Here is a 26439-nt window from a genome sequence, read left to right as displayed (position 1 = left end):
AATGAAAGCGACATTTTTTATACATATCCATTAGCAACTTTCTCCATGTTTTTTTCTGCATTAGCGTTTTGAATCCCTTCACCTCCGCAAAGCGAAATTGCTTTCTCTTTATTAAGCTGTTTTGTCACGTGCTTATGGAACGGCTAAAAGTCACGTGACTGCTCGTAACATACGGTTATGTTATCCCCACGGCATCGTATCCTTTCTATAGATAACCCAGGTAATTATCTGCGGCTAACCTTAAGGACAGGTTTTATAAAAAAAGGAGGTGCGGTTATAAACTGCCACTCTTCTTTGCCGATAAACGAAATGTAATGGCTTTTATCACAAAAATAATAAGATCACTTATCGGGGAAAAACATGAAAATCACAACCGGCCGTAAAATCGCCTTCGCGTTCGGCATCATCGTTATTGTTTCGCTGATTGGCAGCAGCTTGTCGATCGCCAATTTTCTTAAACTGCGTCAGGCCAACACCTGGAACATCCACAGTTATCAGGTCATGAGCGTCAGCGACAGTATGCTGACCGATATGGTGAATATGGAGACGGGCGTGCGTGGGTTTGTTGTTTCAGGCAATGACAATTTCCTGGCACCGTTTAACGCTGGTAAAACCGCTTTCGATCAGAAATACAATCAGCTTCGCAGCATGACGGCGGATAATGCCGAGCAGCAGCAAAGGCTGACCTCGCTGCTTGAACTGCATAACAGTGTTCAGGCTGTGGACGATCAACTGATCGCCTTGCGCCGGGATGTAAACAGCGGCAAACAACCGCTGGAAACGCTGACGCATTTCTTTCAGGAGGGCCGCGATAAGGCATTTATGGATCGCTATCGCGCCCTTGCCGCTGAATTCAACAACGCTGAAGCTACGCTGTTAGCTAAACGCTCTGAAGAGGTGAACAGCCTGGCCTTTGCCACCAAAATGACGCTGAGCCTGGCCGGTATTATTACGATTCTGCTTTCGATTATTCTGGGTACGATTATTACGCGCAGCATTATCCGCGCACTGGGCGGCGAGCCAAAAGCGGCGGCCGATATTGCCGGAATGATTGCGCAGGGTAACCTGACCGTGGACATTGCTGTTCCGCTTAAAGGCCAGGGCAGCCTGATGGCGTCGCTTGAAGCTATGCGTCAGCAGTTGGTCACCATCGTCAGCGGCATTCAGTCGTCTGCGGAGCTGATCAACAATTCAGCCAACGAAATCGCGCAGGGCAATATCGATCTGGCTCAGCGCACAGAAGAGCAGGCTGCCGCGCTTGAACAAACGGCTGCCAGCATGGAAGAACTTACCGCCACCGTTCGTCAGAATACTGACAACGCACGTCACGCGAATACTCAGGCCGACACTACATCACATGTGGCGATCCAGGGCGGGGATGTCGTGAAGCAGGTGGTGGAAACCATGCGCTCTATTTCAGAAAGCTCGGGCAAAGTTGCCGAAATCATTTCAGTCATTGAAGGCATTGCATTCCAGACCAATATCCTGGCACTTAACGCCGCCGTTGAAGCCGCAAGAGCGGGCGAAGGTGGGCGCGGATTTGCGGTCGTCGCCGGTGAGGTGCGTTCGTTGGCCTTACGCAGTTCAACCGCGGCCAAAGAGATCAAAGATTTGATCACACAGTCGGTCGAGCATGTGGCGAAAGGCTCAGGCCTGGCAAGAGAAGCCGGTAATACGATGGAGGAGATCGTGAAATCGGTGCAGGGCGTAACGACCATTATGGGCGAAATAACCATCGCATCGGATGAGCAGAGCAATGGTATCGGTCAGGTCAGCATTGCCGTTAGCCAGATGGATCAGGTTACCCAGCAGAACGCCGCGCTCGTTCAGCAGGTTTCCTCCGCCGCGCAGGGCATGCTGGAACAAACCGTGATGCTGCGCAACGCAGTGTCTATTTTCCGCACCGAAAGAAGCGGCACTCTCGCGACGCCGGCTTTCCGATAACTGACGCGCTTTTTTTCCGATAACCGCGTTTTATCGCCTCACCCGGGCCAGCGCCTCGCTGGCCCGGCCATGTTACAGCATGATATATCACCGTACGCGGTCCCCGCGCATCCCCAATAAAAAGCATTTCACAAAGCGCCAATGATCACTAAAGTGAGCATAACCTCACTCACTACTGGCGCTATTATGTTTACGAAAACGTATCAGGTTGACGAAAAGCACATCGATTTTCAGGGCGTGGTGGACGGACTCTACTATCCGTTTTATATGGAATGGACACGTCACGCTTTTATGAAAGAGCACATTGGTGTCGATCTCGAAGAAGAGTTTACCGCGGGTCGTATTCATATGCTGCTGGAGTACACCCTGCGCTTCAAAAAGAGCCTGAAGAAAGGTGATGAGATGCAGGTGACCTGTACACTGGCGGCCAATGAAAAACGCAACCGCGTTAACTTCATCCAACAAATTCTGGTGAATAATGTCGTTTATGCCGAGGCGGTTTTCACCGGCACCTGTCTGGAAAACGGTCGCCCTGCCATCCCTGAATTTTTGCGCAGTGCAATACCGGATAACCCGTCATAACGCGGCTTCAGGCCGCTTCATTGCAGCACCATCCGCTCCCCGACACTGACAGTGTTGAGAGCGAAACCTACGCTGAAGGGCATGCGCATTGTTGACGTCACCGCATGCCCTTTGTGAATAGCGTGATGCACCTCACCAGACTTTAATTGTGTCCGTAATGTGACCTAAATATGACACGCGCGATGCCGATAACGTTAGTGGACCCGAGCCGATCGACCTCCCTGTAAACAGGTCGCTGTCTCTCCACTACGTGGTCAACTCTTTGACCTTTTTACGGCTATAAATGGAGAGTGCTATGTTTTCCTTTACGCGTTTTAAACCGGGCAAAACCCCGCTGAATGTCTCCGACGATCGGAGTAACGTACAGGCGATCAAAGCCTGTAGCGGCTGGATTGAATTTACGCCCGAGGGCATCATTCTTACGGCCAACCCGGTCTTTCTGGCGGTCACGGGCTACCAGCTCAGTGAAATTACCGGCCAGCATCATCGTATGTTCTGTAAGCCAGACTTTGTGCGCTCTCGTGAATATGCCGAATTCTGGGCAACCCTGGCATCAGGCCAGTCTTTCAGCGGCATCTTTGAACGCTACAGAAAAAATAAAAGTCTGCTCTACTTAAGCGCCAACTATTTCCCTGTGAAAGACAAACACGGCACCGTGAAGAAAATCATCAAAATCGCCAATGACATCACTGACCGGCACGAAGAGCTGACGCATAAAGAAGCGATTATTACTGCGTTGAACAACTCCATGGCGATGATCGAATTTACCCCGCAGGGCGAGATCCTCAACGCCAATAAAAATTTTCTGACGCTGATGGAATACGATCTTGCGGCGATTCAGGGTAAACACCACCGTATATTCTGTTTTGATACCTTTTACAAAGAAAACCCTGATTTTTGGCAGAAAATTCAACATGGCCGCGCGTTCACCGGGCGTTTTGAAAGGGTAACGGCATCAGGAAAACGTGTCTGGCTTGAGGCCAACTACAACCCGGTGAAAGATGCTGCGGGGCACATTTATAAAGTGATTAAGCTGGCTTCGGATATCACCCAACGTGTCGTCACGGCGCAGGAGGTTGCGGATATTGCCATGAATACCTCTGAAAAAACGTCGCATCTCACCGCGAATACCAATGAGGTTCTGAGCCAAACGGTGCGAAATGCAGAATCCATGGCCTCTCAGGTAACAGCCGCTGCGGAGATCAGTGACAAACTGAATTATTCGGCCAAAGACATCAAAGAGATTGTCTCCACGATTCACAACATTGCCGGACAAACCAATATTCTGGCGCTGAACGCCGCCATTGAGGCCGCACGCGCGGGCGAAGCGGGACGTGGGTTTGCGGTAGTCGCGGAAGAAGTCAGACGTCTTGCCGCCTCCACCTCTCAGGCAACGCAGAAAATCAGCAAGGTAGTTGAAGAAAATGCCAGTCTTATCGGCGACATGCATCAGCAACTTGATGGCATCAACAGTTTTCTCACGACGGAAAACGACAAGATGATTCATCTCTCAGACAGTATTCAGGAAATTTTCAGCGGTGTGAACGAATGCGTTACGGTGATTCATCGACTGAATGTGTGACGGCACAGGCGATGTTGCAGTCTGACATTGGCGACACCGCCTGAGATGTCATCGCCACGCCAGCGCCCCACCCGCTGGCGCGTGATTGTTTGGCTCGTCAGTCCCTGCCACTATCCGCCCTCTACGCGCCTGTATTTTATTCTCGTCGCCTGCGCGTCAGCCCGGCAGAGGCCCACCCGCTGGCGCGTGATTGTTTGGCTCGTCAGCCCCTGCCACTATCCGCCCTCTACGCGCCTGTATTTTAATTTCGCCGCCTGCGCGTCAGCACGGCAGAGGCCGGTACTGGGGATTGCGCTATCGCCGGTATCTTTTGCTGTCCGTCTGAGAAAGGGGTGCGGACGCCATTACCTTGCGCTGCGCTCCTCAGGTATTTCGTTGTCTTACGCAGAGCGCCCTCGCTTAAGCCGATGATAAAAACGCAGCTGGGTTGCCCGAAGTGAAATCAGTCCAGCTGAACGAACGCCTGTCAATCGAATCATCCCCCGATTCATTTGGATAACAAAAACGTCCCCAATGTTTTTTGTCATCATTCAACAAGTTATGATTAACAATTCCACCGGTGTGCTGGCAATTTTTAATGGCTTCCGTCCTGAGGCAGGCCGTCCGCTGCCCCTGGCGTTTTTTCAGTCGGAACAGCAAACATGGCGAGGGAACCCGCTAAATTACTGCTGCTCGCGTATTTTACACCACCATCTCATCTTCGGGCTGCACGCCAGGCAAGAAAGTCCGCGTGCTTATACCGCACTGGATCGCTTTGCCTGCCATTGTGATAAACATCACTTTTTTTAATCTATTTCTAAATATGAATCCATCAGTGCCGATAATCTAAGACGACCCGCGCCGGACGCTTTACTTTTCACAGGCAGCAAACTCCCCGACACAGGCCCAAATCGTTTGTCCCTTTTATCTGAAAAAGATGGAGAGCGTTATGTTTGCCCTGACACGTTTTATGCCCGGTAGCGCTTCATGGGGGTCCGCAGATGACCAGACCAACACGCAGGCGATCAAAGCCAACATTGGCTGGATTGAATTTACGCCTGACGGCAGCATCATTACGGCAAACGAGCCCTTTCTTGAACTGACGGGTTACACGCTCAACGAGATTGCGGGTCAGCACCATCGCCTGTTCTGCGATGATAACGTCGTGCGCTCCAGCGACTACGCGCATTTCTGGCAAACCCTGGGCGCCGGTCACTCCTTTAGCGGCATTTTTGAGCGCTTTCGCAAAAATCACAGCCGGCTGTATTTAAGCGCGACGTATTTTCCTGTGAAGGATCGTCACGGCGCGGTAAAAAAAGTCATCAAAATCGCCAACGACATTACTAACAAACATGAAGCGTTGAAGCATAAAGAAGCCATTATCACCGCTCTAAATAACTCTATGGCTATGATCGAGTTCACCCCGCAGGGTGAGGTTGTTGATGCCAATAACAATTTTCTGAAATTAATGGGCTACCCGCTTGATGGCCTCAAGGGCAAACATCATCGTATGTTTTGCTATGATGAATTTTATAAAGAGCACCCTGATTTTTGGCAAAAGATCCAGCAAGGCCGGGCTTTTACTGGACGTTTTGAGCGGGTCACCGCCTCAGGCAAACGCGTCTGGCTGGAAGCCAGCTACAACCCTATAAAAGATGATGCTGAGCACGTTTATAAGGTCATCAAACTGGCATCTGATATTACCGAACGTGTTGAGAATGCTAAACGGGTTGCTGACATTGCCGTCACAACGTCGGAAGAGACGTCTCAGATCACCTTTAATGCGAATGATGTACTGGGTGAAACCATCCGTAATGCGGAATCGATGTCGTCACAGGTCAGTGCGGCAGCAGAAATTGGCGATAAGCTCAATCATTCTTCGATGGATATTAAAGAAATCGTCTCGACGATCAACGCCATCGCCGGGCAAACCAATATTCTGGCGTTAAACGCCGCGATTGAGGCGGCACGTGCAGGCGAAGCGGGGCGTGGATTTGCCGTGGTGGCCGAGGAGGTCCGGCGACTGGCGGCCTCGACATCGCAGGCGACGCTTAAAATCACCAGAGTGGTGGAAGAAAATACCACCCTTATTGAAAACATGACCCAGCAACTTGAAGAAATTAAACGCTTTCTTACTGCCGAGAATGACAAAATCAGCAACCTCTCGCGCAGTTTTCAGGAGATTAATCGCGGGGTGAATGAATTCGTGACGGTTATTCATCGGCTCAATGTATAGACGTGGGAAAGTCATGCCAGCGCTGAATACGCTGGCTTCTTCTTGCCCTGGCTAACAGGACAAATACGATCCGCTGCGCCCCGCCGATTAGGTTGCGTCCCGCAGGCTGAATGCACCCAACCCGGCCGAGAACGCCGGCGCGCGGTTCCTCTTCTGGACTTTACACTCTCCCTTCATCTTTTAGTCACAGACATTCGCCAGGATGGCCGATTGAGATGCGCGTCCCCTTGATTAACCAGCACGATGATGCCGGGATCTGTGCTCCCGCGCAGGTGTGTTATCGCCCCCTCATCATTGCATCAGGCTTCTGCTGTCCTGTGACATCCCGGCCAGACAGAGAAGACGTCCTCTCTACATGCCCGTGCAAGATCGCACAGGCGAGGAACCCATTAATGATTTTGCCGGAATCTGCTCAATACAGAGGTAGGACGATGACAACACGGAGAATGCTGTTGAAAGGTACGATTGCCACTCTAGGCGGTATGGCCGCCGCCCGCGCTATTGGTGCGGAACACCGCCCTAACGACGTGGGCCGTAAGTTTGCCGCGGACGGCCGGGTTGTGCCGTTTAGGGGAAACACGATTATTTGCCATCTGCCGCAGCAAGGTGAAGGCTCGGAACCCTTCGATGCCCTGCTTGATGTCTATCGTGAGTTACCCGGTGAAAGCTGGTCACGAAAGGTCACCGCGCTGCCTCCCTCCAGTTATCATATGACCGTTTTCGGCGGTGCCAACGACAAGGAAAGACGCTATCCCCTGTGGCCTGCTGGGTTGGCTCTTGATATGCCTATGGAAGAGTGCGATCGGATCCTGGCTGATCGCCTGCGGTCGTTTAAGCTGGGTGAAGATGCCGCGCCATATCGCATGCGCGTTAATCCGGACGCGCCCTCTGCGCATGAAACCCCATTAACGCTGCGCCTGTTAACGGCCGATGCCGATACGGAGAAGCGCTTGCGCCAGTTGCGCGATCGCCTGTCTGAAGTCACCGGCATTCACGAGCCGGGCCACGATCGTTACCAGTTTCATATTACGCTGGGATATCAGGTTGCGCCGTTAACCGACGACGAAGATGCCGCCTGGCGACATTCACTGGCAAACTGGAAAACCATGATTGCCCAACGCGCGCCGGTTATCACGCTCGGCAATCCCGAGTACTGCCTGCTGAATGATATGTTTGCTTTTAAGCGCCAGTTTTATCTGTCGTGAATCTGCCCTGCGGGAAATGCGCGAGGCCCTTTCTTCGCGCTTCCCTTATACATCCTGGTTTTACGAAAAAAGCCTTACCTATCCATCGTGGCTGAATCGTTTACAGATTTTTGACTACTGCCGATTAAAAGATGACTTAACACCATTAAAAAGCATTTTAAATGTGAGCAACATCCCACTAACACGCTTAATCCTTCCTCATTTTCCAGCAGGTGAGGAAAATCACGTTTCCGTTACGTCCGAATCAGTAAATTCCTCTGATGATTGAAAAAACGATTCAGCTAAAGGGGTAAATGATGAAGACAAAACTCGCACTGACGGTATTAGCCGTGATGATTTCTGGTTCTGCGTCTGCCAAAACCTGGGTGCTGACGAGTGCTGAACAAGGCACAGACAAAGGAAACTGGCAGGTTAACAGCAGCGAGCTGAAATTCCAGGGCAAGCCGTTCAGCATTGAGCAGAAAGTGTTGCACGGCGGTAAGCAGGAAGGCAGTAAGATCCTGGAGATTCGTAGTCAGGATGGCCTGACCATCACGCTCGTTCCCACCCGGGGAATGAACCTGCTCCGCGTGGAAGGCTTTGGCACCCGACTGGGCTGGGATTCACCGGTTAAAGAGGTGGTGAATCCCGCTTTTATCAGCCTTGAAAGTCGCAATGGCCTGGGCTGGCTGGAAGGGTTCAACGAGATGATGGTGCGCTGCGGCTATGAATGGACCGGCCATCCTGTTAACGACAAAGGCCGCATCTATACGCTGCACGGCAAAGCTGGTAACACGCCGGTCTCACAGCTTGAAGTCGAGGTGGCGGATGCGGCCCCGCACGAAATCCGCATCCGCGGTTTGATCAAAGAGAGCACCTTCAAGAAAGCCGATCTCCAGACGTGGACGGAATTGCGCTATGTGCCGGGCAGCAATCAGTTCAGCCTGCATGACGTGCTGACCAACCATTCCGATTACCCACACGATTACGAGATTATCTATCACAGCAACTTCAGCACGCCAATTCTGGAAGAAGGCGCACGGTTTCTCGCCCCGATGTCGCAAATCAGTCCGTTTAATGACTATGCCAAAGCCGGTTTGAAAAACTGGCAAACTTATCAGGGCCCGACAAAAGACTTCAATGAAATGGTGTTTAACATCAAGCCGCTGTCTGACAAGGATCATCAGACCCTCGCCGCCGTAGTGAATAAAGCCGGAAACAAAGGTGCCTCTATCCAGTTTGATACTCAACAGCTGCCGCTGCTGACCCTGTGGAAAAATACCGATACGCTGAAACAAGGCTATGTCACCGGGATTGAGCCCGGCACCAACTATGCCTATCCGGTGACCATTGAACGAGAACAGAAGCGCGTGAAACAGCTGGCACCGGGCGCGAGTGCAACCTTCGATCTGACCTATACCTTGCTGAATAACAGCGAGCAGGTGAATGCGGTGGAAAAACGCATCCAGGCGATTCAGGGCGATACGAAGATTGACGAAAATGCTACGCCGATAGCGACAGAGTAAAACATCCTGCCTTTCTGCCGGGAAATTTGTCGTCTCTCAGAGCGGACAGATGATGAATCACACTTACGGGCATAATTGCCCGTAAGTGCATCAACGAAGCCTGGGCGCGTTTACTTCTACGCCCTGTTGGCTGTTCCTCATAATGCTGTTTCTGCGAACCGAAGATGCATGAGATATCATCGATAAATCAGCGGGTTAAACCTCACAGGCGAGGCGCTTTACTTCAAGGAATGTTGAATCAGTTGGATGCTGTTTTTAATTTCATGCTGAATCTTGTTCTCATCCCAGTCCGCCAGTTCTGGCGCAAAAGGTTCAAAGGCATAAATGCCTTTATAGCCTCGTTCTTCAAGCTGTTTAACCTGGCGACAGGTGAACAGGCGATCTTCCGGCGTCAACATTATGCGCTCGGCATCTGTCAGGCTTTCACGCGGACGTTTGTCCTCCACGCCCGACAGGTGAACCAGACCAATTTGGGCGATATCCACCTGACTGAATTCGGCGTCAGCATCGGGATAGAGATAATGATGGAAGGTGTCGATTAATAATTTAAAGGGAACATGGGCATCGCGAATAAGCTTCTGCGCCTGCGCTGCCGAACGCAGCGAGCTTTGTGGGAAGCCGAGTGGCTCAACCAGTCCGGTTATTCCATAGGTCGCGAACAGCGGTGCCAAATCGCGCAGTGCGTTTAATGTTACCTCTGGCGCAACCGACGAGCCGTCGTTCAGGGGACAAAGCACCAGCGAACGCGCCCCCACCGCTTTCGCATCGGCCAGCAAGGATTCGGTCAGTTGGCGAACCTGTTCCGTACGCTGATTGAAGGGATAAACGGCATTTATGGTAATAATGTCAATGCCATAACGTTCAGCCAGTGCGCAAACCTGGGCAGCACTCAGGTTGTCCATCACGTTACCGCTGGGCAAGTCGTTACGAAGTTCCACCTTATTCAACCCTAAACCGTTCACCAGCCTGAAGAAGGCTTCAATGCTCAGCGAGGGGGCGATCTTTCTGTTAATACAAAAACGTTCTGCGGCGATGGTCATGCGACTCTCCTGAACCCGGTAACATCAAGCGAACCCAATGGGATAATAAAAATATTTATTTCATTTTAGATTAAAAGGAAAATAAAGTTCTTTGATGACACTCGCAAATACGTTAACGCCCGGTTAAATAACCCAGAAAATAAAGAATAAACCCCACCATTTCTCTTAATTAACAACTAACTGTTCATTATTCTTTTCCTGACAAGAATGGGCAGGTTCACGTGAAAAAATGCATCCCTGATGAAATGGAAATTTCATTTCATTTAAATGCCCTTAAGCACCCTGCGAGGACAGCGACAGTCAGGTGTGAATCTTTTGCCGGTGTCAGGCCAGTACCTGATTATCGCGGGTTAGGTTATTAGTGGAGATCAGCCATCCAGCAGCTAACCGGCGTTAACACCATTATGTATTATGCCCCCACCGTGCTGGAGTCAGTCGGTATGTAGTATAACGCCGCGCTTTTTGCCACCATCGCCAATGGCGTGGTGTCCGTCCTGATGACGTTCGTTAGGATCTGGATGCTGGGTAAAGTGGGTTGCCGAACCATGGTGATGACGGGACAGTTTGGTTGCACCGCCTGCCTAATCTTTATCGGTATGGTGAGCTATCTGCTGCCTGAAACGGTTAATGGTCAGCCAGATGCGCTACGGCCTTATAGGGTACTGGCGGGCATGCTGATGTTTCTCAGTTTCCAGCAGGGTGCCTTATCAACCGTGACATGGTTGTTATTGTCAGAGATATTTCCGACGCGACTGCGTGGCATCTTTATGGGCGGTGCCGTATTCGCCATGTGGATAGCGAACTTCCTGATCTCTCTTTTCTTCCCTCTTCTTCTTGTCTGGGTCGGTCTGGCGAGTACGTTCTTTATTTTCGCCGCCATTGGACTCTTTGGTGCCATTTTTGGCATCAAATGCGTGCCGGAAACCCGTAACAGAAGCCTGGAGCAGATCGAGCATGATCTTAAGGGCTGGCTTGATGATGAAAATCGCCATACGGCCGACCATGCCGTTTTCGTTTCAAAAAGCCGCTAACGGCACAGGCGCTTAAGAGTTGGTAATCGCCTGTGCCGTAATGAGGACGTTTAAGGGATGATAGTGCTCAATGTTATCTGACGATGCCCCGTGGATGATCGCGTTCCAGTCAGTAAACCGTCATCTCAACGCTGCGCGGGGCATGACGAATATTGATCACCTTTTGCGCCACCATCTGAGGCGTCATGCAGTATAACCGCCCCGGATACAGAGACAGGCTGATATCCGGGGCGTTATTAATTACCGTCAGGCGCTGTGCTAAGCATCGGTGTTCCCCCTACGGACTCATTTAGGGGAAAGCCGTTAGGCCGAAAAGCGACAAGGACGATCAAGCTCGTCCAGTTTCTTTTCCACCAGCCACTGAAACGCTTTGCCATCCGGGCGGGAATAAAGCGCTTTTCTCACCGGCACCAGCGCCACCCACTTCTGGGCAATCGTCATTTTTTTAACGTCGGACAGCGGCAGCCCATGACTTTCGCTAATCGCCCGATTAACGGCCTGTTCGGCAGTGATGCCCTTCCAGTTACGGTTACGCTTCAGCGCCTCGCCAAACCACAGCAGGCGAAAACTCTGGTGACGTTCGATAAGCCCTTTCATCGCACTGACGCGCTGCCAGAACGTTTTACTGAGGGTATCAATGACATCCTCAGGAAAGAAAGAATCCATGGTGGTTCTCCTTTGCAGATGAATGTTCAGGTCAGTATGTGCACCGCTCTCTGTTATATCGGCATATGACCGTCAGAGTGACAGTAACGCATAGCAGGAATGATAAGCGTGTCACAGGTAAAAAACGCGCCTGTTTACAGCCTTTTACGTCCTTTACACTATCTAACGAGAGATATCATGGTGTGACCACGGCGCGGTATAGCCGCCTTGTAAGCGAGCTGTTAGCCATCGAAGGCTGCGCCATAACCTTCAGGCGCTTTGCATCCTTTTACTGCGGGTATTTCAGCAATTCACCCGGCGGTTTTATCAGAAACGACGCGCCTGCGGTGGCAGTCGCCCGGTTGCAGTTTGTTTCCCTGAGAGGAGCGCACATCCAAAAACTGAACCGGCTTACCCTGTTCGTTATCAAGCAGGACAGAATAGGTTTCCCCTTGTTCAAACATATAACGCTCTCCCCATTGCCGCATCGCCACAACAATGGGGAAAACGGAACGCCCTTTTTCCGTCAGGACGTATTCCCTGTAGGCGCTGCCATCCGATGCTGGCAAAATGTCGAACACGCCGATATCGACCAGATGTTTCAGGCGCGAAGCCAGGATGTTTTTGGCAAGCCCCAGGTTTTTTTGAAACTCGCTGAATCTCCGCACATCATCAAATGCCTCGCGGATAATCATCATGCACCAGCGCTCACCAATCGATTCCAGCGTCCGCGCAACGGGACATTCGCTGGTTCTTAGTGATTCCTGTTTTGCCATGAGTGTTCTCCCTGTCAGTCTGTCTACTGATGTAAGCTTAATTCCCGCATTTAACAGTTGCAAAAAAAAACCACTCTTGTTACTTCTATAAGCAACCTAGTTTTAAAAAGAAACCAGAATAAAGGCACCTTATGGCAGGTAAGGCAAGTACGTGTCGCAATGACGGGACGAAAATCGCATCGACCAGTGTCACTGCGCTGAGTTCAGGGATGACGATGCTATTTTCATTGACCTGTGCACTGGCGGTAGCCAATGTGTATTCTGCGCAACCGTTACTCCAGTCGATGGCGACAAGCCTGAAAGTCTCGCCCGCTATGATCGGCAGCATTGTTACTGCCACACAGGCGGGCTATGCCATCGGCTTGCTTTTTCTGGTGCCGCTCGGGGACTGGATGAACCCTAAACGCGTAGTGATGACGCAGTTGTTATTCTCCGTTGTGGCGTTAGTTATGGCGGGGTTATCACGCAGTATCACGGTCCTGCTCTGCGCCGTGCTGGTTATTGGCCTGATGGCCGTGGTGGTGCAGCTTATCGTAGCGTGGGCAGCGAGGCTGGCGACACCACAAAAACGAGGCCAGGTGATTGGCACCCTGACCAGCGGAATTGTTACAGGCATCCTGTTATCCCGTTTTATCTCAGGCGCCATTGCCGATATCGCCGGCTGGCGGGCTGTTTATCTCACCTCTGCCTGCCTGATGTTGCTGATTACCTGTTTCGTCTGGAAAGTGATGCCATCGCCCCCGCCACGGCCCTGCAGGCCCAGTTACCTCTCCCTGCTGAAGTCGGTTTTTCGGTTGTTTATCACGGAACCTCAACTGCGAAAACGTGGGATGATTGCGCTCCTGATCTTCGCGGCTTTCAGCATGCTGTGGACAACCATGGTAATGCCACTTACGGCACTTTCCCTGACACATACCCAGACAGGTATGTTTGGCTTAGCCGGAATGGCTGGCGTGCTCGCGGCATCACGCGCGGGCAAGTGGGCTGACAGAGGATTTGCCCAACGCACAACAGGGTTAGCATTGGCACTATTGGTGTTCTCATGGCTGCCTGTCGCATATGTCGAAAACTCTTTGTGCTGGCTGGTGGCAGGCATCATCGCGCTGGACTTTGCGGTGCAGGCCGTTCATGTCTCCAGTCAGAGCCTCATCATTGCAGCCAGACCCGCAGCAGCAAGCCGTCTGGTCGGTGCTTATATGTGTTTTTATTCGCTGGGCAGCGCAGCAGGCGCCCTCATTGCAACGCAACTGTATGCCTACTGGGGATGGCAGGCCGTCTGCCTTGCCGGTGCCTCGGTCAGCGCGTGTGCCTTTCTTATCTGGTCAGGATCCCGTTAATCATGAAATACCCACATCTTCTGCTCGCCATCCTGGTTACCGCAATCTGGGGCGTAAACTTTTCCGTCATTAAACTTGGCCTGCACACTATCGATCCCTTCATACTGGCAGCCATTCGCTTCACGCTGAGTGCCCTGCCTGCCCTTTTTTTTATCAAAAAGCCCGATGTGCCGTGGCGTTACCTCATCGGTTACGGCCTGATTTTTGGCATCGGCTTGTGGGGGCTGGTCAATCTGGGAATCAAAACAGGCTTGTCTGCCGGGATAGCATCGCTTGCGCTGCAGTTCAGCGCTTTTTTTACCTTATTGCTGGGCAGCCTGATATTCCGGGAGCGCCTCAGTCGCTATCAAATCACCGGTTTTGTTATCGCCTGTGCGGGTTTACTGAGCATTGTTTTTGTAACGGATGGCTCGGTTACACTGAGCGGTATGCTGCTGGTCATGGCCGGTGCGCTTGCCTGGAGCGTCGCCAACATCATTATTAAAAAGGCAGGCACAAAACAGGTATTCGCCTTTCTGGTATGGTCGAGCGCATTTTCGCCGCTACCGCTTTTTGGCCTGGACTGGCTGGTTAACGGTAGCAGCGGCTTTACAGAGATGTTTAGCCACATGGACAACCGCGCGTTGTTGTCTGTTTTGTTCCAGGTCTATCCCAATACACTTTTCGGCTACTGGATATGGAATTCGTTACTCAAGCAGTATCCGGTTTCCACAGTCGCACCGCTTTCACTACTGGTGCCGGTCTTCGGGATTTTAGGTTCCATGATGATATTCGGCGAGCATATCTCACCGCAAAAAATGCTTGCTCTGCTGTTGATTATTATCGGGCTAACGGTCGGGTTGTATGGTCAGCGACTCGTCCAGCGCGTTCAGTTGCTGCCGCGCAAACGCTAGAAATACCTCCAGCGCGGCGCTACGGGGCCGGCCGGAAGGCACCTGCAACTGCAGATTGCGCTGGCTTAATTGATCGATGCCGACGGAGCGCAAAACCAGTCCGTGCGCTTCGGCTTCCTGTATCACGCTGAACGCACTGCAAATGGTGACGGCTAATGGCGTATGCAGCAGGAACTGGAACAGGGTTGAGAAATTGTCGCAGGTCACGACCGGTTCAATCAGATTGCCGCTCATATGGCTTGCCAGCTCGAACAGCTGTCGTACCGTGGTGTTTTGCTGCGGCAGTGCCAGTGGATAGTGGCTGATATCGCTGAGCGTTACCTGCGGCGCGCTGGCCAGTGGATGACCCTGATGCATGACTAACAGCACCGGTGCAGGCCAGGAACCGAGGATCTCAACCCCGTGCTCAGCGTGCAGGCTGAACTGCAGCGCCAGGTCGCAGTCGCCATTACGTATCAGTTCTGATACGCCCTGTGGGCTGGCGACCTTGATCTCAAAAAGGATGCCGGGATTATTCTCCCGAAATGCGGCGATCATGCGGGGCAGCAACGTGAAGGCCAGGCCATCGGTACAGACCAGTCGAATCAGGGTGCGGCGTACTGCTTTTAATCCTTTGATTTCCGCCAGCGCGTATTCCATATCCAGCATATTTTTGCGCACGTGATGGGCAAAAATTTCCCCGGCTTCATTCAGCACCATGCCGCGCGCGTGGCGATCAAACAGCGGCACGCCCACCTGCGCCTCCAGCCGCTGAATTTGACGACTGATCGCCGATACCGCAATAAACAGCTGCTCGCTTGCCGCACTGAGCGATCCGGCATTGGCGACGGCAAGAAAATAGCGGATTTCATTACTGATCATGCGAACGCCTTTTGCTGGTGCATGCCTCGAAAACGGGCAGGCAGCTTTGCTTTAAAAGCAAATCTTACTCGATAAATTGATAATTGTGGCAAAGCAGCGTTTCGGAAATGATGGGAAAACCATAATACGAATAAAAGACGAGCAAACATGACAGCCCAACAAGCGGTAGACCAGGCCACCGCCTGGTTCGACAGTGGGGAATTTCAGCAGGTTCTGGCGCGCCGCGTTTCGCAGCGAACTGAGAGCCAGCGCCAGGATCGCGACAGTGAATTACACCACTATTTACACGACGAAATCGGCCCACAGCTAAGTGCGTTGGGTTTCACCCTCCACTTCATCGAGAACGCCGAAGCGGCCCATCGTCCTTTTCTGGTGGCGGTGCGCATCGAAGATCCTGCGCTCCCTACGCTGCTGAGTTACGGCCATGGCGATGTGGTGTTCGGCGATGATGAAAACTGGCGTGAAGGATTAATGCCCTGGCAGCTCGTTGAAGAGGGCGATCGCTGGTATGCCCGCGGCAGCGCAGATAATAAAGGTCAGCACTGCGTGAATCTGGCCGCGCTGGAACAGGTGTTTCTCGCACGCGGCGGACGTCTGGGCTTCAACTGCAAGCTGCTGTTTGAGATGGGCGAAGAGATCAGCTCACCCGGCCTGGCGCAGCTGTGCCGGCAGCACGGCGATCTGCTGAAAGCCGATCTGTTTATCGCCTCGGATGGCCCGCGCCTGAATGCGGTGCAACCTACCCTGTTTCTGGGATCGCGCGGTGCCGTGAATTTCCGCCTGACGGTGACGGCCCGTGATAACGCCTATCACTCTGGCAACTGGGGCGGTTTGCTGAGCAATCCCGGCACGCAGCTGGCCAACGCCATTGCCGCGCTGGTTAACGCACAGGGCGTACTTCAGGTGGAAGCACTGAAGCCTGACTCACTGTCGCCGCAGGTACGTGACATTCTCAGCCAGATCAACGTGGGCGGGATGCCGGGCGATCCCGAGATCGATCCGAACTGGGGCGAACCCGCATTAACGCCAACGGAACGCCTGTACGGCTGGAACACTCTGGAAGTGCTGGCCTTCCTGACCGGCAATCCTGCGCGCCCGATGAACGCCATTCCGGGTGAGGCAACGGCCGTCTGTCAGCTGCGCTTTGTGGTGGGCACCGACTGGGAAAAGCTGGCGCAGCACGTCAGCGAACATCTGACGCAGCACGGCTTTGGCTATGTGAAGGTCGAGTTCCTGCGCGGATCGCCGGCAACCCGCCTTGATCCCACCGATCCGCTGGTCGACTGGGTGCTGGCCAGCATCGCCGAAACCAGCGGTAAGAAACCGGCTCTGCTGCCCAACCTGGGTGGTTCGCTGCCCAACGAGGTGTTTTCTGACATCCTCGGCCTGCCCACATTGTGGGTGCCGCACTCCTATCCCGCCTGCGGCCAACACGGCGTGAACGAACATATGCTGAAGTCGATTGCGCGTGAAGGTCTGCAAATCATGACCCGACTGTTATGGGACTTAGGCGAGCAAGGCCGCGAACTGGTGGCGAAGCACCGTCAACATGCCGGAGGTGCCGCATGAGCACGCTCAACACCGCTGCACCGCTGCACGCGAATAAACCCAGCCTGCATAAAACCCTTTTCGCCACTTGCATCGGTAACGCGCTGGAGTGGTTTGATATTGCGGTTTACGGCTTTTTTGCCAGCTATATTGCCCATGCGTTTTTCCCGACCAGCGATCCGTCCGTTTCTATGCTGCTGACCTTCGGCAGTTTCGGTGTCTCCTTCCTGATCCGGCCATTGGGCGCGATTGTGTTGGGTAACTATGCCGATCGCCACGGGCGTAAAAAAGCGCTACTGCTCTCCATCAATCTGATGATGCTGGGCGGTGCCATCATTACGTTTATGCCGGGCTACGAACACATTGGTCTGGCTGCGCCCTTGTTGATTCTGCTGGCGCGTCTGATACAAGGCTTCTCTGCCGGTGGCGAATTTGGTAGCTCGACGGCGTTTCTGGTCGAGCATTTTCCCGAGCGCAAAGCCTTTATCGCCAGCTGGCAGTTCGCCACGCAAGGGGCAAGTACCCTGATGGCATCGGCCTTTGGTCTGGGATTAACGAAAATCCTGACGGAAAGCGAGATCCAGGACTGGGGCTGGCGCATTCCTTTTGCCTTTGGTCTGCTGATCGGCCCGCTGGGGATCTATATTCGCCGCCACGTACATGAACCTGCCAGCTTCGCCACCCGGCAGCCCGAGGTCGCCCCGCTTAAGCGCCTGTTTGGTCGCCAGAAAGAGCTGATGCTGCTGGCGATTGGCCTGATGGTTATCTCTACGGCGGTTAACTACATGCTCAACTATGTGCCGACCTACGCCACCCGCAATCTCCACCTGCCCGGCTCTGTGGCCTTTACCGCCACCTTGCTGGCGGGGGTGATCCTGACCGTGGTGACGCCGATTATGGGCCTGTGGGCAGAGCGCGTGGGCCGGGTTCCGCTGATGTGGGGATCGCTGATTTTACTGATTGTCACCATCTACCCTGCCTTTAAGCTGGTGGTGAATCACACCACGCCCACCACGCTGATCGTGCTGGTCTGCTGGATGGCGTTGCTCAAGTCGATTTACTTCTCCACGGTACCCTCGGTCATGGCCGATCTGTTTCCTATGGGCACGCGCGCCAGCGGCATGGCGATCAGCTATAACGTGGCGGTGACGGTATTTGGCGGATTTGCGCCGCTGATCTGCACGCTGTTGATCACCGCCACCGGCACCAGCCTGGCTCCCGGCTATTACCTGATGGCGATGTCGGTGCTGAGCGGCCTGGCGCTGCTGCGAAGCCAGAAGCGGGTGACGTGAGAGGACAGGTGCACAGGGTTGTGCACCTGACGGATTTTATCATCGTGATGAACAGACAGCATGTTTTTGGAAAGAGATTCCCATTTTTGTCATCCATGTCAGATTTCCGCTGTTCGTCATGGCAACCTTAATCATTTACACGTTATGGCGCATGGTTCATCTTTACGGTGTGGTCAGCAACTCGGTTCGATTTCAGCATGACCGGGCTTCACTCTTTTTGTTGCATCATGCCCAGTCATTGAAGTGTGTACCTCTCTCATAACAAGGATGATGGGATGACAATCTCTAAGGAAAAGACCAAAACAAATCAGTACCAAATCCGACTTTCTCACGAGTTTCGGACGCAGCTCGAAGAACAGGCGTGTGAGGATGGTGACGTCAACCTGGCGACGTGGATAAAGCGGGTACTGCGGAAAGAGCTTAAGGTAAGGGGCATTGAGCCGAAGGGGAATTTAGGTTGGAGTTATTTCGCTTTAACGGCATTATTATTGTTGTCTCAACAACCAGCCAATGTTTCAGCTGCCAGAGATAAATGCTTATGCGGTTGCCAGTTTTAGTTGACTACTACAGTGCTGACGAATAATGGATACGTAGAGTAAAATTACCCCAAAGTGATCTCGAAGCAGTAGTTAATAAAGAGGGTATGGTTAAAAGTAAAGATTACATAGCTAAATGGCTTTAGACAGGTGAGGATTTATAATGAGTGCAGTAAAAGTTGCAATTAATCCATAGGACTTCACTCTTTATAAATTTGATGACTCTACTTATATAATGAAAGTCATATTTAGTGAAGGCGAGTATAAAGTTGATGTGGAGAGGTTTTTTATTTTAACTGATTATTTTTCTGGGTTTGAATATAACATCTAAAAATTAAAAAAAATCTCTCAAGAGATAAGAAGTGACTATAATAAGCACAAGCATAGAGAAATTAATAAGATTCACTTTAATATTCTTTTAAAGTTTTTTTAACAAGTTTACCACTATGAATCGCCACGGATAATCCAGACACTTCTGAGCCGTTGATAATACTGGTTTTCATATTCTGTCGGTGACATCTGATCGCTCGAACCATGCCGACGCTTACTGTTATAGAACATTTCGATGTAATCAAAAAAATCGCTACGGGCTTCCTCCCTTGTAAGTACACCTTTTTAGTTCCACGCACTTTTTGAGATTTCCGGGTTTTCAGTTATCAGCCGGTATTCTTCCGGCGTCAGGTTATTCAGGGATTCATGAGGGCGCTCGCTTTTATATTCCATCAGCCAGCGCTCTAGAATTTCCTGTGCTTCATTCAGGGTTCTGAACAGATAAAAACCCAGTATTTCTGTCCAGTACGTCCCGCAGAATCGCTCGACAAAGGCATTATGCGTTAGCTTGCCAGGCCTGATAAACTCTGGCATCACACCATGCTCTTCTGCCCATTGTGCCAGCTCAGCGAGACCCGCTCCAGGCAATTAACCATATCCGCACCCTCAGCGGATATCCGCGGTTCGCCACTATCCTGTCCAGTCCCCTGATGACACGTTGGGCTGTGATATTCAGGTCAATTCGAACGCCAGTACTTCGCTGTTAAAATCACCCAACCCATTTTAGGTCCGGAAGCGTCTTCCGCATACCAGCGCATCGTGCATAAAATAGATGGACCCGCTCTGGTTCATTGCCTCTGGCGTAGGCAGCGAGCCTGGATTACTCACCGGCAAAGCGCTGTTTTCCCTTATGGCGAAAATTCAGGTTCAGCAGGCAATAAATCCGGTAAACGCGCTTATGGTTCCAGCTATTGCCCTGCATGCGCAGCACCTGAAAAAGCTTTTAAAGCCTTATCGCGGATAGCGTTCAGCCGTCACGGTCAGTGCCATAATGGCCGGCTCATCACGTCGCGTATCCGGCTGATATCGAAATACCGTCCTGCTCAGCGAAAATATCCTGCAGGCATGACGTCATCTCATAGCAAACTGCGCGGTCAGACAGCTGACTACCTGACGCTTTATCGCTGGTTTTAACATTTATTTTAAATAACGTCTTTCAATGCCGACACTCGAGACTCAGGTCCACAAACATCGGTTTTAGCCGGCGGTTTACATTTTCGAGGTCTTTCATGTTTTTGATATCACAGGCCTCTGAAATTCCGACTTCGCGGCAGACATCTTTCACGGACTTCAGAACGGCAAAGATCTGGTGTTCGATGAATCGGGCTTTGCGCATGACAATCTCCTCCGGTAAAATAATTATTATGCCGAAAGATCTCTAAAGTTGAATGGTCCGCTTTGACGTGATGCTGACAGCTAAATATGATACTATCTATTATTAAATCTTAAATGAATTTTTAAAAAGTGCTTGCTGCAGAAGAATTGATGGTTAAGAGCTAAGTCTAACTTATTAATGGCAAGAAGCATTTAATTTTGATAACATCACAAACATTGTTCTTTTAAACTCTTTTTATACCAACTGCATTTGTGGGAGGCAAAATGAACAATTATTGGCATCAATTCGTAGACACATGATATTTATCAATGCGAAGTAACATTGAGGCAGATTACAACTCCCCTCTGAACATCGAAACTCCCATTAACTCAGAACATCTAAATATCTACAGACCTTCAAAAACATTGCCTACGAGTTAAATAAATATAATACCACGTATAGTCTCACCATAGCTAACCAATAATATAGATCATTTTTTGAAAAAATTAATTCCACACCAGGGAGGGCAACCATCTTTAAATTAATCAATTACTACCCCACTCTGTTTACTATAATAATTAATCATCATACTTATCAATTAATTCTAATTTTTTTGACAACCTCAAAATAATACAGTTAATTATTTTATTTCCCCAATAAACTTATAGTTTTCTATTTTAAAACTGCATATTACAAATACATGTAAATTTAAATATATTTTTCGAATAACTCCTTACTCTCATTTATGCCATGAATAATTCTTTCTGAGTATATTTCTAATTCAGTATTTTTGATCCTCTCTAATAGTTCACATTGATCTTCACCCCATATTGTGGCCCTTCCTGTGTTGGTTTTTCGAGATTTCATTTTTTGGACGAAACCAAATTCTTTTAAACCTGTTTCAAGTTTCAAATGAATTGGCATCTCAATGACTTCGTTTTCATGATTTAATTGTGAAGAAAATTTATTATAAATTTTACTTTCCAAATCCAATTGATATAAATTTTCATTACAAGCATATCCAGTAGCTCTGATTGTTCCATTATACCTCGCATTAATTTCTATAACTACCAAATCCTGATGTGTTTTTATAAACTCAACCTCTATCCATCCATTAAAGATATTGGTATTACTAATTTTACTTAATATGGCATTTATTTTTTCATTTAAGCTTTTATTTTTTAGCTTGCTAATATACCTGAATTTGTCCATTGCGTGCCCGCTATGAATATCAGTTTCGCCTTTAAACATTATCGGGGAGGCTATATAAAACCCATTTAGCATATAAGCGTTTACAGAAAACTCAAGTCCTTTCAGAAACTGTTCTACATACCAATCAGTTACCTCATGAGGGAGTTTATATATGTCATCAAATCTTTGGCAATAAAATTGATTTACACCACCTGCTCCATTGTTAGCTTTACAGACTATAGTTCCACCATTATATTCAAGGAAATCATGTATTTCTTTTTTTGTGTTACATTGAAGCCCTTTGGGAATACTAACACCCAAAAATGCCATTAACTCTTGCGTGATGCTTTTATAAGCAGCTGTAGAAAAAGCATTTTCATTCATGCCTAGATAGATGTTTCTTAATCCTGCCAACTCAACAGCTTTTAATTCAGCGAACGAGTTGATTTCAGAACCGGAAGTGCTCCATATAAAATCAATTTCATTCCCAAGCTCCATTAATCTTACAGAGTAAGAATCTATCTTATCGTAGTACTCATATTTTAAACCTAAGCTAAGTTCATTTATTTTTGGAGTATAGAAAATTAGTGATCTTTTTAATCCAAACTCATCGCATGCCATAGAGGATAAATCACTATTAAAATGCGACGTAATAATTAAACTTTTCATCATTTTACACCTTTAGTTATGCTACTTTAATTTCATCCATAGAAAAATGAACGTTTATAAAATACTAACTCAATAGCTAAAATGGTTATAAAGAGTAACTAAATGCCAGATTTAAATTTCTAACTCGCACTAAATAAGTATGTAGTTTCGATATCTTAAATATAATAATACATGCACTGTGAGCCTGACGGCAAGCCGTCAATACATGTCCTTTGGCTGGAATCGCCTTTACTAACAAGTGTCTAATATGTAAGCCAAACCTGAATTAATACTACATCAAGACGACCAGAATGACCACAAATCGGCATTAGTTTTATCAAAAAATACGATATCAATGCTAGCTGTTGTCATCATAACAACTGCCTATGTTCCAGTGAATTGAGAGAAACGCCTTGGGGTAACCACATCCAAATGTCATCATTACCTGAGAGATGACGCTATCGGGCGGTAACAAATCCGTTTAACCTTTAAAATAGAGCACCGGTCCTTTTCTACTTCACATCACACTCCCATACACCTGTTTTACTCATCTGGCATTTTGTGCCTGATTCTCACTTCAAAAAAATAATTTTCCTCTGGGAAGGTTCCCTTTTTATTAAGGAATCGTACCTATGCATTACATCAGGATGACTAATCCTCTTATGTTACTGAATTATGATTAGACGGCTTCTGCAAAAATTATAGTGCATTACGTAAAAACTCAGCTTAACCTTCGTCTTAATTACGGACACATAGTGGATGAAGATCCCCTGATTCCTGCTGACGGCCTTCCTGACTTCCTGACCTGGTTCCCGAATCTGATTTAAATTGGGATTCAGGTATAATGGGTTCAGGAAAAAGGAAGCAAAAATTCAGAATTTAAATGAAAGTGAAAATCAAATAAAAAATTAATATTTACACGGAAGGTATAATTTAAACACCTAAAAAAAACACACCTTACAACTCTATTTTAATGTAGAAACAAGAATATTAACACCTGGTGATTATATCTGATGAATATGATGCGGCCTGTTTTTTCTCAGAATATTTATGCCACGAAATAAAGACAGTATTACAGCATTTTAGGCATAGTGCCTTATGATACACGATGATAATTCCGGCAATAATAAACCAGCGCATCTTTCCCCACAAAAGCTTTAGAAGAAAGAACCTGACAAAAGAAGACAGAGTGGGTTCCTGATTCCACAATATTATCTACACGACAATCTAAACAGCAAACGGAATCAACTACAGCAGGAGACCCCGTGACCAGAACGTCTGCGTCGAATAATGCTAAGCGCTCCTCAACTGAAACCTGATGATTAGCACATTGCATTGCAATGTTGCTTTGCTCTCCTGAAAGAATGCTGACACACAAAGAGCCATTATTTCTTATAACACTATTGTTATTGGAGGCACGATTTATACATACGAGTAAAGTGGGTGGGTCGTCGGTGACAGAACACACGGATGAAACTGTACATGCTGCAGCCCCGCAGGAGCCGCTTGATGTTACAATAGTGACTGCAGTAGGAAGATGCGACATTGCGTGGCGAAAAGCACTTTTATCTAGCATAATAGAGCTCCAATGAGTGTTGAGGTGTTATCGCATGATGTTAAATGAGCAATGACATGTAACTTTAAAATATTTTAAACTGGTTCTTATATACAACCTTCAACCCGGTAACCATGTCGCCTTTTCAAAATGAGAGGTTATTTCTAGTTTATGTTTTATTATTCTTTCTTTGAAAAAAGATCATGTTCCTGAATAGCCATGGTAAGACTGTATGGGATGTTATTTTTAATAAGCTGTTCTGCTATATCGCTTGATGGTTTATAAGGGTAAATATACTCTTGAACGGCAGGCATGACCAGATTAGTGGGTAACGCAAACTCAACTTCAGATTGATTTGGTAATGCCATTTTCCATTTTTCAATCACCTGATGCCAGTAGTTATCCATTTTTTCGCCTCCCACAAATGCTGCAGGCTGAAAAAAATTTAACAGCGCAATGTTTGTAAAATTATCAAAGATAAATGCATCGCGCCATTCACTGGTAAAACTCAATTCTTCGCCATTCAGTCTTCTGCATTGTGCCTGGCTTAAAAAAGCTTCTAAAAAATTAAAAGATATAACATCGTTTTTTGCCTGATGAATAATAAAAGCTACAAATGCGTCAAGTGGGAGATAAAGGGTACGGCCTTTATGTGCAAAACCGCTATTGACCTCTTGAACGGCTGTCATATAGATGAAGCTAAGAGAAATACGTTTAAACTTCATACTTGTATCAAAGTCATGACGCAGACGTCGATCTACAGAGGCAGAGTGCATTTCATTTGGTTTTAGCGAGTAAACGATATTATGTTTCTTTTTTTTATTTCGTGTGAAAAAGGTAAGTTTATCTATTTTCCCGCCGTTATTAAACCACCATGCATAAGGGCGCCAGTTCAGATCGCTAAAGTTGGTATGGGTCAAGAAAAACCTTAAATGGAACGCGTTTTTGTTACTATTTTGTAGATCGTAGACATAACGTGAGACCCCCGCTCTTGGAAAAAAAACATTCATACTTGCATGAGGTAAGGTAATATAAATATCTTCTGATGTTATAAACTCATTGATTGCGCTGGGTGTGACGCCAAGCGTTTCAAGCACATGTTCTCTTTCCTGCGTATTTAAATGAGTAAACTGTTTAAGATAAAAACCAGTAATAAATTCAGAAAAATCACTTTTGAAATTTAACATCACCTAAATCCTCATAGTTAAAACTGCGACTCTGACAAACCCATAATACATTGAAAAAAATAAGCAGTATCGCAAGTATTAGATAAGTTGTAGTTATGCTGTAAAAAGTCAAAAAAGCACCAGACGAAATAGAAAAGACAATTTTCACACCAGAAGCGACTGAGTTTCTCATCATTGTGAATTTACCAATATTTTCTATATCAGGCATTTGATTCGTGAGTACCTTAATAGAAATCATATGCCATGAAACAAAAAAAGAAGTGAGAAATAAAAAAAAGTATACGGCATAATAATTTCTCGTTGATAAACACATCAAAATCAGACAGATGCCAGAAATACACAGAGAAAACCGTAATGAAGACTTTAGAGAAAGCATATTGAGTGCTGCTGCTATCCCCGAGATAATGACAGCACATTGTAGAGTCATATTCAGCACTGGATAAATTTTCTCGCTATTACCATATAGAGAAGATAATGAAGGAAGGGATGTGTTTAAAAATTGTAAAGCTCCACTTGATGGAACAGTAAAAATCAAGGGTAACAAAAAGTCCTTACTGCGAAAAAGATATGTAAAGGATTCATTTTTCTTAGTGACAGAGTGAATCTGCACAATAACCTCAGCGTCTTTATTATCAGGATTCCCTTTCTCAAAAAGTGTCGAAATATAAATATTCAAAAGGTAGATGCAGCAGGTCAGCATGAGCGCTTGCATGTAGTAACCCGTACTGATAGCCCATCCTCCTATGGCCGCGCCAAAAACCTGAGCGGCCTGCATGCCAGAGGAGGCAAGCTGAAGTGCTTTTATTGCATCACTATTACTGAATGCTGTTCTGATAATGCGATTTTGGGATGTCTTATTAAACATTTTGACAACAGATAATACGGCCTGTGCCAAATAAAAGATACTGAGCGTGATTAGTTCAAAACCCTCATTTCTCATTAAAATAAAATAGACAATTAGCGATATGGCACTAAGAGAAACATTACTGATAAATAACTGTTTTCCAGGACTGCTCGCATCAGCTTTTTTGAGGAAAAAGAATCCTAATACGGCTGATGGAAGATATGAAGAAACTATAGTCAGACTGACAAGCATCGGACTATGAGTTTCATGATATATAAGCCACAAAAATATAACCGTCTGAATCCCTTCAGCCGAGCATGAAAGAAAATTGTATATCTGGAAGAAAGCGTTTTTTTTGGTTTCATATTTTAACATAT

Annotated in this window: 21 protein-coding genes and 3 pseudogenes; 13 read left to right on the top strand and 11 right to left on the bottom strand. The window is 48.3% G+C overall.

Annotated elements, in window-relative coordinates; genetic code table 11:
- The first annotated feature begins 360 nt into the window (after positions 1–360).
- Positions 361–1944, top strand: a complete 1584-nt coding sequence (locus P9J57_RS04030) for a methyl-accepting chemotaxis protein (protein WP_072138288.1) — start codon at positions 361–363, stop codon at positions 1942–1944.
- Positions 1945–2072: 128 nt separating this feature from the next.
- Here the strand turns inward: P9J57_RS04030 and P9J57_RS04025 are convergent, their stop codons facing one another.
- The gene (locus P9J57_RS04025; protein ID WP_353938860.1) at positions 2073–2129 is read right to left on the bottom strand and encodes a hypothetical protein; all 57 of its coding nucleotides are present in this window, start codon (positions 2127–2129) and stop codon (positions 2073–2075) included.
- A 1-nt stretch (position 2130) separates the two neighbouring features.
- Here P9J57_RS04025 and P9J57_RS04020 point away from each other — a divergent pair, with 1 nt between their 5' ends.
- From P9J57_RS04020 to P9J57_RS03995, 6 genes are all read left to right on the top strand, one after another.
- Positions 2131–2526 carry an acyl-CoA thioesterase gene (locus P9J57_RS04020; RefSeq protein ID WP_014605092.1) on the top strand — a complete coding sequence of 132 codons (396 nt, stop codon included), beginning with the start codon at positions 2131–2133 and terminating at the stop codon, positions 2524–2526.
- A gap of 295 nt (positions 2527–2821) precedes the next feature.
- Positions 2822–4108: a methyl-accepting chemotaxis protein gene (locus tag P9J57_RS04015; RefSeq protein WP_019104783.1), complete on the top strand. Its 1287-nt coding sequence runs from the start codon at positions 2822–2824 to the stop codon at positions 4106–4108.
- Positions 4109–4621: 513 nt separating this feature from the next.
- Positions 4622–4897 carry a hypothetical protein gene (locus P9J57_RS04010; protein WP_458038838.1) on the top strand — a complete coding sequence of 92 codons (276 nt, stop codon included), beginning with the start codon at positions 4622–4624 and terminating at the stop codon, positions 4895–4897.
- 139 nt (positions 4898–5036) lie between these two features.
- Complete coding sequence (locus P9J57_RS04005; protein WP_014605089.1) at positions 5037–6323, top strand: methyl-accepting chemotaxis protein; 1287 nt, start codon at positions 5037–5039, stop codon at positions 6321–6323.
- A gap of 431 nt (positions 6324–6754) precedes the next feature.
- Positions 6755–7528, top strand: a complete 774-nt coding sequence (locus P9J57_RS04000) for a DUF1868 domain-containing protein (protein ID WP_072139033.1) — start codon at positions 6755–6757, stop codon at positions 7526–7528.
- Between the two features lie 296 nt (positions 7529–7824).
- Positions 7825–9033 (top strand): aldose 1-epimerase family protein, encoded by a 1209-nt coding sequence (locus P9J57_RS03995; protein WP_483279499.1) that lies wholly within the window; start codon positions 7825–7827, stop codon positions 9031–9033.
- A 218-nt stretch (positions 9034–9251) separates the two neighbouring features.
- Here the strand turns inward: P9J57_RS03995 and P9J57_RS03990 are convergent, their stop codons facing one another.
- Positions 9252–10073, bottom strand: coding sequence for a TIM barrel protein (locus P9J57_RS03990; RefSeq protein ID WP_014605087.1), 822 nt, complete (start codon positions 10071–10073; stop codon positions 9252–9254).
- A 368-nt stretch (positions 10074–10441) separates the two neighbouring features.
- Here P9J57_RS03990 and P9J57_RS03985 point away from each other — a divergent pair.
- Positions 10442–11104, top strand: a pseudogene (locus P9J57_RS03985) (MFS transporter); the annotation flags it as partial.
- A gap of 303 nt (positions 11105–11407) precedes the next feature.
- Here the strand turns inward: P9J57_RS03985 and P9J57_RS03980 are convergent.
- Both P9J57_RS03980 and P9J57_RS03975 read right to left on the bottom strand, forming a co-directional pair.
- Positions 11408–11770 (bottom strand): hypothetical protein, encoded by a 363-nt coding sequence (locus tag P9J57_RS03980; RefSeq protein ID WP_013027140.1) that lies wholly within the window; start codon positions 11768–11770, stop codon positions 11408–11410.
- Between the two features lie 290 nt (positions 11771–12060).
- Positions 12061–12444, bottom strand: coding sequence for a winged helix-turn-helix transcriptional regulator (locus P9J57_RS03975; protein WP_230957805.1), 384 nt, complete (start codon positions 12442–12444; stop codon positions 12061–12063).
- A 290-nt stretch (positions 12445–12734) separates the two neighbouring features.
- Between P9J57_RS03975 and P9J57_RS03970 the strand changes: the two genes are divergently transcribed.
- Complete coding sequence (locus P9J57_RS03970; protein WP_483279394.1) at positions 12735–13862, top strand: MFS transporter; 1128 nt, start codon at positions 12735–12737, stop codon at positions 13860–13862.
- A gap of 2 nt (positions 13863–13864) precedes the next feature.
- Entirely contained in the window at positions 13865–14755 is an 891-nt protein-coding gene (locus P9J57_RS03965) for an EamA family transporter (RefSeq protein WP_014605084.1), read from the top strand.
- Here the strand turns inward: P9J57_RS03965 and P9J57_RS03960 are convergent.
- Positions 14690–15616, bottom strand: a complete 927-nt coding sequence (locus P9J57_RS03960; protein ID WP_013027144.1) for a LysR family transcriptional regulator — start codon at positions 15614–15616, stop codon at positions 14690–14692. The two genes, P9J57_RS03965 and P9J57_RS03960, sit on opposite strands and share 66 nt — an antisense overlap.
- Positions 15617–15763: 147 nt before the next feature.
- Here P9J57_RS03960 and P9J57_RS03955 point away from each other — a divergent pair, with 147 nt between their 5' ends.
- From P9J57_RS03955 to P9J57_RS03945, 3 genes are all read left to right on the top strand, one after another.
- On the top strand, positions 15764–17185 hold the full coding sequence (locus tag P9J57_RS03955; protein WP_126843399.1) for a M20 family metallopeptidase: 1422 nt from the start codon (positions 15764–15766) through the stop codon (positions 17183–17185).
- Positions 17182–18456 carry an MFS transporter gene (locus tag P9J57_RS03950; protein WP_024471011.1) on the top strand — a complete coding sequence of 425 codons (1275 nt, stop codon included), beginning with the start codon at positions 17182–17184 and terminating at the stop codon, positions 18454–18456. The genes P9J57_RS03955 and P9J57_RS03950 overlap by 4 nt, the downstream gene beginning before the upstream one ends.
- Positions 18457–18731: 275 nt before the next feature.
- The gene (locus P9J57_RS03945; protein ID WP_014605081.1) at positions 18732–19013 is read left to right on the top strand and encodes a hypothetical protein; all 282 of its coding nucleotides are present in this window, start codon (positions 18732–18734) and stop codon (positions 19011–19013) included.
- A 423-nt stretch (positions 19014–19436) separates the two neighbouring features.
- On the opposite strand, the pseudogene P9J57_RS03940 reads toward P9J57_RS03945, so the two are convergent.
- From P9J57_RS03940 to P9J57_RS03915, 6 genes and pseudogenes are all read right to left on the bottom strand, one after another.
- Positions 19437–19595 (bottom strand): annotated as a pseudogene (locus tag P9J57_RS03940) (IS3 family transposase); the annotation flags it as partial.
- 12 nt (positions 19596–19607) lie between these two features.
- A pseudogene (locus P9J57_RS03935) lies at positions 19608–20658 on the bottom strand (integrase core domain-containing protein).
- Positions 20659–21345: 687 nt separating this feature from the next.
- Complete coding sequence (locus P9J57_RS03930; protein WP_013027150.1) at positions 21346–22500, bottom strand: ATP-grasp domain-containing protein; 1155 nt, start codon at positions 22498–22500, stop codon at positions 21346–21348.
- A 1072-nt stretch (positions 22501–23572) separates the two neighbouring features.
- Positions 23573–24052 (bottom strand): flavin reductase, encoded by a 480-nt coding sequence (locus tag P9J57_RS03925; protein ID WP_013027151.1) that lies wholly within the window; start codon positions 24050–24052, stop codon positions 23573–23575.
- A 158-nt stretch (positions 24053–24210) separates the two neighbouring features.
- Complete coding sequence (locus tag P9J57_RS03920) at positions 24211–25218, bottom strand: hypothetical protein (RefSeq protein ID WP_014605079.1); 1008 nt, start codon at positions 25216–25218, stop codon at positions 24211–24213.
- Positions 25199–26437, bottom strand: coding sequence for an MFS transporter (locus P9J57_RS03915; protein ID WP_014605078.1), 1239 nt, complete (start codon positions 26435–26437; stop codon positions 25199–25201). Before P9J57_RS03915 ends, P9J57_RS03920 begins: the two co-directional genes overlap by 20 nt.
- Positions 26438–26439 lie beyond the last annotated feature (2 nt).

Source organism: Pantoea sp. nfd-35, from assembly GCF_056892255.1.
This window is presented reverse-complemented; position numbering and strand designations above follow the sequence as displayed.

Coding starts and splice junctions, on each gene's coding strand:
- P9J57_RS04015 (WP_019104783.1), top strand. CDS start 2,822: ATGTTTTCCTTTACGCGTTTTAAACCGGGCAAAACCCCGCTGAATGTC.
- P9J57_RS03960 (WP_013027144.1), bottom strand. CDS start 15,616: ATGATCAGTAATGAAATCCGCTATTTTCTTGCCGTCGCCAATGCCGGA.
- P9J57_RS03970 (WP_483279394.1), top strand. CDS start 12,735: ATGACGATGCTATTTTCATTGACCTGTGCACTGGCGGTAGCCAATGTG.
- P9J57_RS04020 (WP_014605092.1), top strand. CDS start 2,131: ATGTTTACGAAAACGTATCAGGTTGACGAAAAGCACATCGATTTTCAG.
- P9J57_RS04030 (WP_072138288.1), top strand. CDS start 361: ATGAAAATCACAACCGGCCGTAAAATCGCCTTCGCGTTCGGCATCATC.
- P9J57_RS04005 (WP_014605089.1), top strand. CDS start 5,037: ATGTTTGCCCTGACACGTTTTATGCCCGGTAGCGCTTCATGGGGGTCC.
- P9J57_RS03965 (WP_014605084.1), top strand. CDS start 13,865: ATGAAATACCCACATCTTCTGCTCGCCATCCTGGTTACCGCAATCTGG.
- P9J57_RS03955 (WP_126843399.1), top strand. CDS start 15,764: ATGACAGCCCAACAAGCGGTAGACCAGGCCACCGCCTGGTTCGACAGT.
- P9J57_RS03950 (WP_024471011.1), top strand. CDS start 17,182: ATGAGCACGCTCAACACCGCTGCACCGCTGCACGCGAATAAACCCAGC.
- P9J57_RS03945 (WP_014605081.1), top strand. CDS start 18,732: ATGACAATCTCTAAGGAAAAGACCAAAACAAATCAGTACCAAATCCGA.
- P9J57_RS04000 (WP_072139033.1), top strand. CDS start 6,755: ATGACAACACGGAGAATGCTGTTGAAAGGTACGATTGCCACTCTAGGC.
- P9J57_RS03990 (WP_014605087.1), bottom strand. CDS start 10,073: ATGACCATCGCCGCAGAACGTTTTTGTATTAACAGAAAGATCGCCCCC.
- P9J57_RS03930 (WP_013027150.1), bottom strand. CDS start 22,500: ATGATGAAAAGTTTAATTATTACGTCGCATTTTAATAGTGATTTATCC.
- P9J57_RS03925 (WP_013027151.1), bottom strand. CDS start 24,052: ATGCTAGATAAAAGTGCTTTTCGCCACGCAATGTCGCATCTTCCTACT.
- P9J57_RS04010 (WP_458038838.1), top strand. CDS start 4,622: ATGTTTTTTGTCATCATTCAACAAGTTATGATTAACAATTCCACCGGT.
- P9J57_RS03995 (WP_483279499.1), top strand. CDS start 7,825: ATGAAGACAAAACTCGCACTGACGGTATTAGCCGTGATGATTTCTGGT.
- P9J57_RS03980 (WP_013027140.1), bottom strand. CDS start 11,770: ATGGATTCTTTCTTTCCTGAGGATGTCATTGATACCCTCAGTAAAACG.
- P9J57_RS03920 (WP_014605079.1), bottom strand. CDS start 25,218: ATGTTAAATTTCAAAAGTGATTTTTCTGAATTTATTACTGGTTTTTAT.
- P9J57_RS03975 (WP_230957805.1), bottom strand. CDS start 12,444: ATGATTATCCGCGAGGCATTTGATGATGTGCGGAGATTCAGCGAGTTT.
- P9J57_RS03915 (WP_014605078.1), bottom strand. CDS start 26,437: ATGTTAAAATATGAAACCAAAAAAAACGCTTTCTTCCAGATATACAAT.